The organism is Halomonas sp. BN3-1 (assembly GCF_003056325.1).
Lineage (GTDB): Bacteria > Pseudomonadota > Gammaproteobacteria > Pseudomonadales > Halomonadaceae > Halomonas > Halomonas litopenaei.
Window position 1 is genome coordinate 362,881 of record NZ_PYVV01000001.1, and the last position, 15,731, is coordinate 378,611.

The following is a 15,731-nucleotide window of genomic DNA, read 5'->3' on the forward strand; positions in this document are numbered from 1 at the left end:
CTTTGCAGGGGCTTTTGCCTAGTTATTCTTTGGATTTTATTCCCCAGTTATCTGCGGGCTGTATCTCTGATTTTTTAATAGTGAAAATCTGAATATATATCCGATGTTGGCATAATAAAAGTCTCATGTTGGAGTGTTGTTACGCTGGACTTCAAGGTGCCTTGTTTTTGGTTTTGGAGTGGTTGGTATACTGCATGCAGATAGGTTAGAAATTTAATAAAACAATAAAAAACAACAAGATATAGCACCGTTGATGAGGGTTTTTCTACCGTTTATTTCGCATTGTTAGCGCTGTCAAAAAAATCTTGATGTACCTCCGTCGGGTTATAGAATCAGAGAGAGCCATCTCTTTCTGGCTGCCGGTTCGTTTGTTGTCTCAGCGGAAGTTGGGGATTCGTCTGGGCGGACTGTAAAGCGGCGAGAGAGATCTTCGAAGAAAGTCGATGGGTTCTTGTTGGTAGTTGGTGGCAATCACTATCCAAAATAATCGTCAGGGGGCAGGCCATGTTTTCCATGTCATTTGTGAGCCGTGGGCAAAAGTCATTTCAAAAGCGTCTGGCAGATAAGGCGGAATTTCGGACAAAAGATTTCGAGATGCATGATCTGGTGGTCGCACCGCATCCTGGCCAATGGCGGGACGCGGTCGAAGCCGTGCGGATGACCTGGAAGGATGCCGCCGGCGCACAAAGCGTCTTCGAGCGTTTCGAACGGCCCTTTGTGTTTGACCATCTTCCGACGCCGCAACCGGGCAAGCTGGCCATGGTGATCGATGCCCTCGATGGGCAAGGGCAGGCTCTGGGCGGACTTCGTGCCGCCTTCGATGTGCTTATCGAGGACGCCGAGGCTGCCAGTGACGAAGAAGTCGCAGGCCCGAGTGGCCAGGTGGAAGCGGGGCAGGACGGTGAAGGTCTGGAAGCATCGGAACAAGCGTCTGGTGATCAGGGTATCCCGGCAGATGCAGCGCCGGCGTCGGCACCAGGCGCGCCTGCTGCGTCCGATAGCACAGCGCCTTTGGCAACCCCAGCATCAAGCTCGGCAGCAACCCCAGCAGCGCTTTCTACCACCCCAGCCGCAGCGCTTTCAGCCACCCCTTCAGCCACCCCCTCAATAGTGGCCGCGGCCGCACCGATCGGCTTTTCGCTGCGTATCCAGGCCGAGGACGATGACGCCAGCGACGGCGCCTCGGCCAGTATTGCCGGCGATACCGGAATCGCCGTGGTCAGTGATCCGGCTAACCCTGACGCCGCCGACGCCGAGGGCAACGCCTACGTGGACTACGGCAACGGCGTGGCCGGTGGCGAGAGCCTGACCTTCACCTTCGAGGCGCCGGAGGCCGGTGAATACGACCTGGTGCTGCGCTACGCCATGGGCGACGGCAACCGTCCACTGCGACTGGACGTCAATGGCGAGCTGTTCGACCGCATGTTCGACCTGCCCGCCACCGGCGATGATTTCACCAACTTCGAGCTGACCCAGCCGGTACGGGTGACCCTGGCCCAGGGCACCAACACCATTACGCTGACCTCCAACGGGGCCAGCGGGCCTAACATCGACTATCTGGAAATCACCGCCCCGGACCCCGATCGCTACGTGGTGCAAGGCGAGGACATGCTGCTGTCGCCCGCCGAGGACGTGAACGACAGCGGCACCAACCGGGTGGCGACGCTCGACAGCATCGCTGACTTCACCAACAACAACGAGACCTTCCGCGTCGGCGCCGAAGGTGCCGGCTACCTGGATTGGGCGTTTGGTAATGCCAATGCCAGCGCTGACTTTACCCTGGACGTGGCCACCGCCGGCACCTACACCGTAAGCGTCACCTACGCGACCTCCGACCCCCGTCCGCTGGACCTGATACTGGTGGACGGCGCGACCACCACCACCCTGGGCACCTTTGCCTTCGCGACAACCACGGCGCCGGACTACTACCCCGACGATGTCGAGTCCGATCTCGACGCTGCCAACCGGCCCAATCAGAGCAGCCAGTGGGAAGGCTGGACCGTCGAGACCCTGGAGGTAGACCTGGCTGCCGGTTCCAATACCCTGCGTCTGGGCGGCGGCTATACCAATGGCCCCAATATCGACAAGATCGAGCTGGCCCTGGTCAGCGCTGCGGTCACCAATCCAGTGATCGACCCGCTGGTGGTGCAGGCCGAGGACGCCGAGCTCGGCGTCGACAACGGTGCCGCCACCCTGGTGCGCGACGCCGAGAACCCCGAGAGCGGCGGCTTTGTCGGGCTACGCCCGGACTACTCTGGCACCGGCTATGTGGACTTCGGCAGCGAACCCGGTGACAGCCTGACATTTACCGTCAACGTGTCCGAGGCGGGTGACTACGACCTGAACTTCCGCTACGCCAGCAACGGGGCGCGCCCGCTGGATCTGTCGATCAACGGGGGAGACGCCTCGACCCAGGCCTTTGCCAGCACAGACCCCAACGCCGGCAATGTCGATCCCGAGGGATTCGATGTCTGGGGTTACCAGACCCTGACGGCGAGTCTGCAGGCCGGCGACAACACCATCACCCTGGCGATCCCGGCTGGCCGCAACAATGGACCCAACGTCGATCGTCTCGAGGTCACCACGGCGGGTACCGGTCCGGTCGGCGATGTCGAGGGCGACGAAGGTGACGACCTGTCGTTCAGCTCCGCTTCCGCCCTGATCAATGCCGACGCCGCTGCCTCGGCGGGTTTCAACGTGACGGGGCTGGATGATGACATCGTCTTCGTCGGCGTCAGCTTCGATGGCGGCGTCAACGTCGAGGAGGTCACCCCGGACGCCAACGGTGACTTCAGCCTCGACCTGTCCGGCCAGGCCGATGGGCCGCTGGCGGCCAGCCTGATCGCGATGGATGCCTTCGGCAACCGTGCGACTCGCGAGCTTTCGTTGACGCTGGATACCACCGCCGACGAGGGTGCTGACCTGGCGCTCAGCGGCCCGGTCGATCCGGTAACCGCGGATGACAGCGACGCTGTCACCTTCAACCTGGCGGGGCTGGACACCGACGCCGACGTCGTCGAGGTAAGCTTCGACGGCGGCACCACCCGCACCCCGGTCGGGGTCGATGGCGGCAGCTTCCAGCTGGACCTGTCCGGCCAGGGCGCCGGCACCCTGGACGTCACCCTTTACGTCACCGACGCCGCCGGCAACGAAGCCAGCACCAGCACCCAGGTCACCCTGGAAGCCGACGATGCCCCGCTGACGGTGGACTTCTCGGCGGGGGCGATCTCGTCCTACGGCGGCAACCAGGACAACCCGTCCCAGGGCACCGGCGCGGCGGTGGAAGACGCCGGCGCGACGCTCGCCCTGACCGACAACGTGTGGAAGCGGGTGGCCCTGGGCGAAAGCTACCAGATCACCGCCGACACCCGCCTGACGCTCGAACTCAGCGCCTCTGACACCCCGGTGTCGGAAATCATCGCGATCGGCTTTGACCTCGACGACAACCCCTTCAACGGTGGCAACAGCGCCTACCAGCTGGCCGGCACCCAGAGCCAGGGTGGTTTTGTCGACCTGCGTGGACAGGGCGTCGATGACGACGGTGATGGCGTCGTCAGCTTTACCATCGATCTGTCGGCCCACGCGGGCACCACCATCGATTCGCTGGTGTTCGTCAACGACGACGACCTGGGCGCCAAGGGCAGCGCGCGCTTCTCCAACGTGACCCTGAGCGAGGCCACCACCGGCGACGTCAATCAGGCGCCGCAGGTGGTCGGTGGTGGCGTCGCCGACCTTGCCCTCGATGAAGGTTCCACCCTCGAGGTCGACCTGGCCTTCGAGGACCCCGACGGCGACGACCTGAGCTACCGCTTTGAGGTGGCCGACGCCGATGGTGCGCCTGTCGACGCCGCTGGTCTTGCCATCGACGGCAGCGTGCTGAGCGGCAGCTTGGACGGGCTGGAACCCGGTGATTATACCGTTACCTTGTTTGCCGATGACGGTCAGATCGAGACCTCCGACAGCTTTGTGCTGACCATCGACAACGTCAACGACGCTCCGGTGGCGGAACCGGCGGCGCTGGAGCCGTTCTTCGGTGAAGTCGGCGAGGCCTTCGGCCAGGTGGCGATCGCCGACTTCGCGCCGCTGTTCTCCGACCCCGATGGTGACGACCTGACCCTGACGGTCGAAGACTTGCCGGCAGGACTCGAGGTGGTCAATGGCGTGATCCAGGGCACGCCCTCCCAGGGCGGCAATTTCAGTGTGACCCTGCGCGCCACCGATCCCGGCGGTCTGTCCGCGACCCAGGTGCTGGAGTTCCAGATCGAGGGCACCGATATCGGTGACGTCGTGACCATCGAGGCCGAGGCCTTTACCGACCTGGACGCCGACAACGTCATCGCCACCGGCAACGCCAGCGCCTCGGGCAATGAGCTGATCCGCGTGACCAGCAACGCGCCCGCCACCGTGGGCACCGAGCTTGCGGCCGCAGGCGTCGAGCCGGGCTGGTATCGCGTTACCCTGTACGTCTTCGACGAGACCGACGGTGAGGGTGAACTGACCCTGTCCATCGACGGCAATGCCCTCGAGGCGCGCAATCTGTCGAGCGACAGCCTGACCTCCGACGTCGTATTGAGCGACGACTTCGGCACCCTGGTGGGTAGTGGTGGCCGGGGCAACGCCGGTCAGAGCGGCAACCGCAAGGAGATCGTGTTCGAGACGCCGGTGGAGATTACCGCCGATTCGCTGCTGTCGCTGGAGCTTAGAGGCGAGGGCGGCGAGCTGATGCGCATCGACTCGCTGGACCTCCTGCGCATCGAGGAGCCGGTCAACAACGCCCCGACGATTGACGGCCTCGACGACAGCGTCAGTGTCGATGAAAACACCAGTGCCGTGGCGACCCTGACACTGGACGACCTGGACGGTGACGCCCTGACGGTGACCCTCGAGGGCGCCGATGCCGCGCTGTTCAGCTTCGACGCCAATACCGGCGTACTGAGCTTCGTCAATGCCCCGGACGCCGAGCTCGCCGCAGACGCCAACGAAGACGGCGTCTATGAGCTGACGGTCATCGTCAGCGACGGCGAAGACAGCGTGTCCCAGGCGACCCTGGTCACGGTCAACGACGTCAACGAGAGTCTCTCGATCGGTGCAACCGCACTTGCCATCGACGAGAACCTGACCGAGATCGGGTCCATCGCGGTGCTCGATGAGGACGGTCAGCCGGCCACCCTGACGGCGCCGGTGTTTGCCATCACCGGTGGTGTCGACGCGCCGCTGTTCACCATCAACGCTGATACCGGAGCGCTGGCCTTTACCTCGGCGCGTGACTTCGAGCTGGCGGCGGACGCCAACGAAGACAACGTCTATGAGGTCGAGGTCAGCGTCAGCGACGGTGATCTTTCCACCACCGAGCTGGTGTCGGTCACCGTCAACGACGTCGACGAGGCGCCTTTCTCGCCCTTGAGCCTGCAGGCCGAGGACGGTGTGGTCGAGAGCTTCGATACCGACCCCAACAACACCGACACCCAGGTTCGCGACCCGGACAACCCCGAGGCGAACCAGCCCACCGGACTGCGTCCGGGCTTCAGTGGCACCGGCTATCTGGACTTCGGTGACACCCCGGGAGACAACGTCAGCTGGCAGATCGACGTGGCCCAGGCCGGCCAGTACGACATCAGTGTGCGCTACGCCACCAATACCGATCGTCCGCTGGACCTGGTGATCAACGGCGGTGATCCGCTCGCCCTGGCCATGGTCAGCACCGATCCGGACGGCACCGGCCCCGAGGAAGGCTTCGACCACTGGCAGTTCGAGACCGTCACCGTGACCCTGGAGGCGGGCAGCAACACCATCGCCCTGGCGATCCCGGCAGGTGCCAATACCGGTCCCAACATCGATCGCATCGAGGTGACCGAGGGCGGCAGCGGCCCGATTGCGGAGGACGTCAGCGCTGACGAGGACGGCGATCTCGCCATCGTCGCCGACGACGATACCCTCGACGCCAACCAGCTGGCGGCGGCGGTGTTCAATGTCTCGGGCGTCGATGACGACGTTACCACCGTCGAGGTGTCCTTCGACGGTGGCGCGACCCGCACCGAGGTGACGCCGGATGCCTCGGGCAACATTACCCTGGACCTGAGCGGCCAGCTCGACGACCAGAGCGGTGATCTCACCGTCTCGCTGTTTGTCACCGACGCCGCCGGCAACGAGGCCAGCGCCACCGAAGTGGTCAGCTTCGAGGACGACGACGTGGTGGTGGCGCCGATCACCCTGCAGGGAGAGGACGCCGACATCGTCGACGTGGGCGGTACCGCCCAGGGCGAGGTCACCCGGCCGGTGGATGCGGACAATCCCGACGACTTCGGCAATCATCGCCCCGGCGCGGTGGGTGACGCCTACCTGGACTTCGGCTCCAACCCCGGCGACCAGATCACCTTCAACGTCAACGCGGTGGAGGCCGGCAGCTACACCGCCACCGTGCGTTATGCCAATGGAGGTGATGCCCCGCGGCCGCTGGATCTGACCGTCAACGGCGATGATCAGGGCCAGCTCGGCTTCCCCAACGCCACCGGCGCGGACGCCTGGAACGAGTGGCAGACCCTGGAAGTCGAGGTAGAGCTGGTCGAGGGCGCCAACACCTTCACCCTGACCATGCCCGCGGGCGCCACCGGCGGTCCCAACATCGACCAGGTGGTGTTCGACTTCAACGAGGCCGACGTCGGCACCCCGGCGTTCAACTTCGCCATCGAGGGTGAGGCGCTGACCATCGTCGACGCCGACGGCGACACCCAGGTGCGCGACGCCGACAATCCGGAAACCAACACCGCAGCCGGCCCCGACGGTCTATGGAATGGCTTCTCCGGTAGCGGTTACCTGGACATGGGCGCCGACGCCGGTGACGCCGCCGAGTTTCAGGTGAGCGTCGATGAGGCCGGCACCTACACCCTGGAGGTGCGTTATACCAACGCCGGCACCAACGGCGCCGACCGTCCCATGGATATCCTGGTCGACGGCCAGAGCCAGGGCAGCCTGGCCTTTGCCTCCACCGGAACCGACGCGGCCGGCTGGGAGAACTGGACCACCACCACCATCGAGGTGGAGCTTGAGGCCGGCGACAACACCATTCGTCTGGCCAATATCGGCAACGCTGGCCCCAACATCGACAGCCTGACGGTGAGTCGTGACGGGGTGGCACCGGATCGTCCGGTGGAGCCGGGCGATCGCTTCTCGGTCAAGATCAACTTCCAGCCCGAGGGCACCGCGGTGCCGGATGGCTACATCGCCGACAACGGCAAGGCCTTTGGCACCCAGTCGGTCACCGTCGACGGCCAGACCTACCAGTACGGCTGGGTCACCGAGGAGTCGATCTACGATGGCGATCCCGGCACCGAGCCACTGGACATCAGTTCGCTGACCAGCGTTGCGGTCAATGATCGCACCGATGACATCGCCGGCCTCGACCCGCGTCAGGGAACCTACGCCCACTTCGACCAGCCGGGACCCAACTATGTGCGGGCCGGCTGGGAGATCGAGCTGGAAGACGGCTTCTACGAGGTCACCATCTCCATCGGTGATACCAGTGGGCCCTACGACAGCAACAACGTGCTCAACGCCGAGGGCGAGCTGTTCAACGACCCCTTCACCCCGTTCCGCCCGGATGACTTCCCGGCCGACACCAACCCGTCCAACGACACCGACGGCGTGCGCTCTGACCTGGTCACCCGCATCGTCCAGGTCACCGACGGTCGTCTGACCCTGGATTCGATGGGGCTCAACAACGAGAACACCGAGATCCAGTACATCGAGATTCAGGCCCTGCCGGACCTGACCCCTGGGGACGATCGCGATGCCGCCGAAGACTACGCCTTCTTCACCGACGCCCGGGCGATCGCCGGGGTCGGCCAGAACGAGGTGGAGGTGGATCTCGATCCGGATGACGGTGCCATTCCCACCGGGGTCGATCCGACCTCCGACATCTTTGTCGGCATCTCGGTGGTGGACGGACGTGGTGGAGCCCTGCTCGAAAGCCTGGGCGACGGCTCGATCCGGTTGTTCGAGACCGTCACCGGTCAGGAAGTCAGCTTCAACGCCAACACCACCGGCGGCTTCGATTCGCTGACCATCTCGCCGAGCCAGACCCTCAAGCCGTTCACCAGCTACACCCTGGTGATCGACGGCTTCCAGGACCGTGGCCCCAACGACGATGCGAGCGCGCCGACCCGCGAGTTCCAGAAGTACACCAACACCTTCGTCACCGGCGCCGAGCCGGAGGTGGTCGCGCGCGACGTGGCCTTCAACGACGTGGTGGAACTCAACGGCGCCGCCGACGGTGCCTTCGGCTTCACCTCGCTGGAGATGAGCCCGGATGGCGCCTACATGTACATCGCCACCATCAGCGGTGAACTGTTGCGCTACGACGTCGACCCGATCGACGGTTCGCTGTCCAATCGCCAGGATCTGAGTCTGCCCAACGACTATTTCGACCAGCCGGGACAGAGTCAGCAGCGCGGCATCATCGGTCTGGTGGTGGACCCCACCGATCCCAATGTGCTGTGGATCACCGACAACTATCCGATCCCGCTGACCGGACGTGACAACGGTGTGCCGGACTTCAGCGGACGGATCACCAAGATCACCCTGGACGATGGACCCGGCTTCTCCGGTACCGCCGAGGCCTATATCACCGGCTTGCCGCGCTCCAACGGCGACCACGTGACCAACAGCCTCGAGTTCCGCGAGAACCCGGACTACGACCCGGACACCAACCCGGACGTGCCGAGCCATCTGCTGTATCTGATCCAGGGCTCGAACACCGCCATGGGCGAGCCGGACAGCGCCTGGGGCAACCGTCCCGAGCGTCTTCTGAACGCCGCAGTGCTGGAGATCGATCCGACCCGTGACGTGTCCAATGGGCCCTTCGACGTCAGCACCGAACCGCTGCCCGACGATGGCCTGAACCGGCGCTTCGATGACCCCGACGGTCATCCCAAGGATGATCCCATCCCCATGGGCAACGGCGAGTTCTTGGTGTTCGACGATCGCGGCGTAGCCACGGTCCAGGACGCCAGTGGCAACGTGCTGGAGACCTACTACGATCCCTACGCCCCCGACGCGGTGTTGACGATCTTCGCCACCGGGGCGCGTAACGCCTACGACCTGGTGTGGCACTCCAACGGCTTCCTCTACGTGCCGACCAACGGCTCGGCGGCCGGTGGCAACGTGCCGGATGATCCCTCCACGCCGGAGAACGAGCGCTACACCAATGTCGAGAATCAGGATGACTACCTGTTCCGTATCGAGGAGGGCGGCTACTACGGCCATCCGAACCCGCTGCGTGACGAGTACATTCTGAATGGCGGCAATCCCACCGGTGCCAACGACCCCAACCAGGTCGACAAGTACCCGACGGGCACCATTCCCGAGGGCACCTACGACATCGCCGGGGTCTATTCGCTGGGCGAGAACCGCTCGCCCAACGGGGCGGTGGAATACACCAGCGGCGTGTTCGGCGGCAACCTCCAGGGCAACGTGCTGTTCACCGAGTACTCCGGCGGTGACGACGTGCGCTCCATCACCCTGGACGCCAACGGCAACGTCATCGGCGACGATGTGCTGCGTGATCCCGACGGCAACGTCATCACCTACGTCGACCCGCTGGACATCATCGAGAACCCGGCTACCGGCCAGCTCTACCTGCTGACCCTCAACCGCGGCAACGGCCAGAGCCAGATCATTCGCCTCGACCCGGCCCCGGGTGGCACCACCGGTCCCGTCGATCCGGATCCCGATCCCGTCGATGATCTGGTCATGGTGCTGGCCATCCAGGCCGAGGACATGACCCCGGATGACGGCACCTCGGTGGTCGTGGCCTCCGGTGCTGGCGCCGAGATCGAGATCCGCGACATCAACAATCCCGAGCCGAACCAGGCAGATCTGCCCAACGGCCTGCGACCCGGCGCCTTCGGGGTCGATGGCAATGACGTCGACGATGACGGTGTGCCCGGCGGTTACGCCGACTTCGGTAGCACCAATGAGGACTTCATCACCTTCAGCTTCGAGCTGGACCCCGATCAGGCCGGCGACTCGGTGCTCAGGGTGCGCTACGCCAACGGCGGCAATGCCGATCGTCCTCTGGAGGTGTTCGTCAACAACGTCTCGGTGGGCGTCGTATCCTTCCCGCCGCCCCAGGACCCGTCGCTTGATGACGCAGACTCGCGCTGGGCCGAGTGGCTGACGGTGGATATCGATGCCGATCTGGCAGCCGGTCTCAACACGGTGCGCTTCCAGGCCACCGACAACACCGGGCCCAACATCGACCAGCTGGCGATCCTCCAGGAAGAGGATGCAACGCCAGGCTTCACCCTCTACGAGGCCGAGGACGCCGCGCTCGGCGGGGCGGTAGTCGTCCCCGAGAGCCAGGACGACCGCAACGCCTCCGGTGATGGCTTCGTCGACTTTGCCGGTGCCGGGGACCAGACCATCACCTGGACGGTGAACGTGGACGAGGCGGGCAGCTACGAGATCGGCTTCCGCTACGCGCTGGCCGCGAGCAAGGCCGACCGTCCGCTGGGCCTGACCATCAACGGCAATGACCTGGGTCAGCTCAATTTCGTCGGCCAGAGCAACGACGACGAGACCGACTGGTTCTTCCAGGACGTGCTGGTCAACCTGGAAGCCGGCAGCAACACCATCGTGCTGACCGCGCCGAATGCCGTGGGCCCCAACATCGACCTGCTGCGGGTGCCGGACGACAGTGGTGACATCTTCATCCCGGTCTACGCCGATGTCTCCGATGGTGGCCGCATCGAGCTCGAGGATGGCAACAGTGCGCGTACCGTCAATGAGCTGACCGCCGACTTCTACTTCACGGTGGACAGCGACGGTCTCTATCGTCTGGACCTGGCGGCCAACGCCGGTGCCGATGACGGTGGCTCGCTGGCGCTGACCCTCAATGGGCAGACCATCGATAGCCTGGCCTATCCCGGGGTGGGTGACGACGGCGAGCAGGGCATCTACGTCGAGCTTCAGGCCGGCGTCGAGTACAACCTGCGCGCGGTATCCAGCGCCGATGGTGCCGATGACCTCGACTACCTCGACGTGTCGCCGCTGACCGGTAACGACAACGCCGATATCGAGGTGCAGAGCGGCGATGCTGCCTACTTCGCCAACCGCCTGCACTTCAGCTACCTGGAGAACAACAGCGCCTCGAACGATGATCGCGAGTTCAAGGACAGCGCCACGGTGACGATCTCCAATAGCGGCAGCGAGCCGCTGGAGATTCTCGAGTCCGATATCGACGGGCCCTTCGTGCTGGCCGATCCGGGTGCGTTCGACGGCCTGACCCTCGCTGCCGGTGAGTCGCTCACGGTCACGGTGCTGTTCGACCGGGACGCCTATACGGCGCCGACCACCGACGCCGGGGATGGTGTCTTCGAGGGTCGCATTCGACTGGTGACCAATGACCAGGACTCGCCGGTGGCCGAGATCCACATGGCCGGCTTCTGGCAGGCTCGTGACGAGGGTGGCTGGGAACCCAACGTCAACGAGGTCTGGGAGGTGTTCGGCTTCGGCAACCAGATCGATGGTCTGGCGACCACCGGTGGCGGCCAGAACTCGGTGCTCAACGACTTCGACCTGTATCGGCCGGTCAACGACGACGAGGTGCTGTCGCGCTACTGGTCGCTGGCCGACGGCGTAAGCGAGGCCAAGATCACCCAGATCGCCGCCTACCACGGTGGTGGCGGGGCGACGCTGGGTATCCATGCGCCGGGCAACAAGAACCAGGACATCATCTTTACCAACCACCAGGGAGACAACAACCAGACGCTGTTGCCGCTGGTCAACAACGGTGACTTTGCCACCGCGACGTTCAGCCGGGATACCATCCCCGATGGCTGGGCCGGCGAAGAGGTCTTCGGCATCGAGATGGCCGGCCTGTCCACCGATCCGTCGCTCAACCCCCAGGGTGGAGGCACGCCGCCGGCGGACGCCGACGGCATCGAGCGGGGCTACACGGTGCGCATGTTCCGGGCGCTGGACGCCGACGGCAACGTGATCCCCAATACCTACCTGGGGATCATGGACTACACCGGCATCAACTATGACTACAACGACAACATGTTCGTGATCGAAGGGGTCAAGCCGGTGTCCGGTGGCTCGCTGACCGTGACCAACAACGACGGCGTGCCTTCCGACGAGCGCCTGGTGATGTCGCGCATCGAGAACCCGGTCAATGATGCCCAGGAGGTCCACGACGAGGTCACCATCACCCTGTCCAACGACGGCTTCGATGCCCTGACCATCGACGACGTCGAGGTCAGCGATACCTCGCTGTTCGAGCTGACCGAGGCGTTCAGTGCGGTGACCCTGGCGCCGGGCGAGTCGGTGGAGGTGACGGTGCGCTTTATCGCCGATGACCCCAACGACGGTTCGCTCTACGAGGCCAGCCTGATCATCAGCTCAAGCGACGCCGACGAGGCCGAGAAGGTGATCGAACTGGCCGGCATCAGCCAGAACCAGTCCGAGAGCGGCCAGGAGCCGACGGTGCAGGAGATCGTCAACGCCTTCGGCTACTCCACCGACGTGGCCCAGGGACAGATGAACCAGGGCGGCCTGGTGGAGGCCAACGGCGACGAGGTTCTGGCGCCGTACTTCCAGCGCGCCGACGGGGCCTCGCCGATCACCATCACCCAGCTGGCGGCCTACCATGGCCAGGGTGACATCGCCCGGCTGTTCATCCACGACGTCGACAGCCGCGACATCGACGAGATCATCGCCCATGACGAGGCCGACGGTCAGACCCTGTTGCCGCGTACCCTGAATGACGGCGACAACCTGGCGGTGGCGACCCTGGATCGTGACGATCCCTTCGGCTTCTATGCCGAGATCTCCGATCGTCCGGGATACATCTCCTGGTCCGATCCCGATGCCAACCTCTACGAGGACACCATCGATGCCATCGGTATCCCGGGGGCCAACCTCAACTGGGACGAGAACGACGGTCACCTGATCCGGGTGTACGTGGCCAAGGACGCCGACGGCAACGTGATCCCGAACACCTATATCGTCATCCAGGACTACGCGGGGGTGAACTACGACTACAACGACAATATCTTCCTTGTCGAGAACGTCACCACCTATGATCCGACCGGCGCCGAGGACGCCGACGGCAATGGCCGCGTGGACCTCTACGACGACGATGATGGCGACGGTACCCCGAACTTCCTCGACGATCCGACGCCGGTGGAGCAGACCGCCTTCAACGACGACCAGAGCGCTTGGGCCGTCGGAGCAGACGGCCTGACCCTGGAGGCGAGGTTCTTCGACAACGGGGGTCAGGGAGTGGCCTACAACGACACCACCGACGCGCACCAGGGCGATGGCTTCCGCTCCGACGAGGCGGTGGACATCTCCAACGGTAGCCTGGCCATCGGCTATGTGGCCGACGGCGAGTGGCTGGAGTACACCCTGAACGTGGAGACGGCAGGCACCTATACGCTGAACTTCTCCACCTCGGCGGTCTCAGGTGGCAAGTCGATCACCGCGGCCTTCGAGCAGGATGGCAACTTCTACACCGATGCCCAGACGCAGGCCTTGCCCAACACCGGCAGCTTCACCAGCTTCACCGAGGTGGGTCCCCTGACCTTCGATCTGGAAGAGGGTGAGCAGGTGCTCAGGCTGACGTTCAACGGCGGTCAGCTCGATCTGGCATCGTTCAGCCTGGATCTGGTGGAGCCGGTGGACGACGGTCAGGACCCGTTCAACGACACCCAGACCCCGTGGCTGGTGGACGCCGACGGTCTGACCCTGGAGGCGCGGTTGTTCGATAGCGGCGGTCAGGGGGTGTCGTACAACGACTCCACCGCGGCGCATCAGGGCAATGGCTTCCGCTCGGACGAGGCGGTGGACATCTCCACGCCGTCACTGGCCATCGGCTACATCACCGAAGGCGAGTGGGTCGAGTACACCATCAACGTGGCCGAAGACGGGCTCTATGATCTTGGTTTCCTGACCTCGATGGACACCAATTTCCCCGGGCCGCGCACCATCACCGCAAGCTTTGCCAAGGGCGGCGACAGCCCCTACGTGAGCGCCTCGCCGGTGGCGGTGAACGACACCGGTAGCTGGAGCAACTTCGTGCCGACCGAGACCACCCAGGTGGCGCTGGAGGCGGGCGAACAGGTGGTACGCCTGACCTTCAACGGCGGCTCCATGGATCTGGCGAGCTTTACCCTGGCGCCGGTGGGAGCGGTGGACGATGGCCAGCAGGCATTCACCGACGATGGCCAGCCCTGGCAGGTGGGCAGCGAGTTCAGCCTCGATGCGGTGAACTATGACGAGGGCGGACAGGACGTCGCCTACAACGACACCAGCGAGGCGCAGCTCGGCAGCAACGTGCGCGGCGAGGGGGTGGATCTGTCCAACGGCGGCAGCGCCATCGGCTGGATCGAGGATGGCGAATGGGTGGAGTACACCCTGAACATCGAGCAGGCGGGGACCTACGACATGGCCTTCCTGGCCTCGCTGGGTACCACCGGCGGTGGGCAGCGCTCGATTACCGCCAGCTTCACCAAGGACGACGGCACGCCCTACGCCACCGCCACGCCGGTGGGGGTCGAGCCCACCGGTGGCTGGACCAACTATGTCGAGACCGAAAGCACCCAGGTGACGCTGGAGGCCGGTGAGCAGGTGCTGCGCCTGACCTTCAACGGCGGGTCCATGGACCTTGAGGGCTTCTCGCTGTCACGGGATGGCCAGCAGGCGTTCAACGCCGGTGGTACCCCCTGGCTGGTGGACGCCGATGATGGCCTTGCGCTGGATGCGGTGCAGTTCGACGAGGGCGAGCAGGGCGAGGCCTTCAACGAGCTGAGCTCGGCGCAGTTCGGTAGCGACTTCCGCGATACTCCAGTGGATATCGTCGGCCAGGGTGAGGCCGTGGGCTGGATCGAGGATGGCGAGTGGCTCGAGTACACCATCAATGTCGAGCAGGCCGGTAGCCATACCCTGTCCTTCGTTACTTCTGGCCCCAATGGCGGACGCAGTATCACCGCCTCGGTGGAGCAGAACGGCAGCGTCTACGAGCAGGGCAGCGTCGACACGCCGGTGACCAGTGACTGGGGCGTGTTCGTCGACACGGCGTCGATGACCCTGGATCTGGAGGCAGGCGTGCAGGTGCTGCGACTGACCTTCAACGGGGGTTCCCAGGACATCGCGTCCTTCGAGCTGACCCGTGATCCAGACGTGGCGGCGGCCAACGCGGCCAGCGCCAGTCTGCTGCTGGCGGACGATCCGCTCGCCAGCCAGGCCGACGATGGTATCGACAGCCAGCCGATGAGTGACGATGTCGGGCTCCAGGGCGTTCAGCAGGACGACGCCGGCTTCTGAGGCTGAGGCTTGGAGAACAAGCCAAGGCGGAACAGAAAAACGAGGGAGGAAGCCATGTCAGGCCCCGGCAACGGGGTCTGACGACAACAAAAATGGAGGAGGGAGGATGGCCGGGGGGCCATCCTCTGCTCCAGAAAGATGCAGCAGAGTCGCTGTCATGGTGTCCCGTGCCGGCAGGGAGCTGGCCCTGCGCGGACCGTCCCCCCCTGAACCTTGGTCCGCGCAGTTCTTTTTCTTGCCATCAACGAGCCGAGTGGTCCAACTCGGTCCTCGTCATCTTCTTCTGCTTGACCCGGCAGCTTGTTCCCACTGCTTGATCCCTCTGCTTGATCGCACTGTTTGATCCCTCGGGGGGCCCTTCCTGGAACTGGCAGTCTGCGCGTGTGCATGGCGCCGTCGAACCAGCG

General features: G+C 64.4%; 1 protein-coding gene. It reads left to right on the forward strand.

The window, feature by feature from the left end; translation table 11 throughout:
• Positions 1–594: 594 nt before the first annotated feature.
• Positions 595–15,324: a carbohydrate-binding protein gene (locus tag C9F12_RS01650; RefSeq protein ID WP_240184128.1), complete on the forward strand. Its 14,730-nt coding sequence runs from the start codon at positions 595–597 to the stop codon at positions 15,322–15,324.
• Positions 15,325–15,731: the final 407 nt, after the last annotated feature.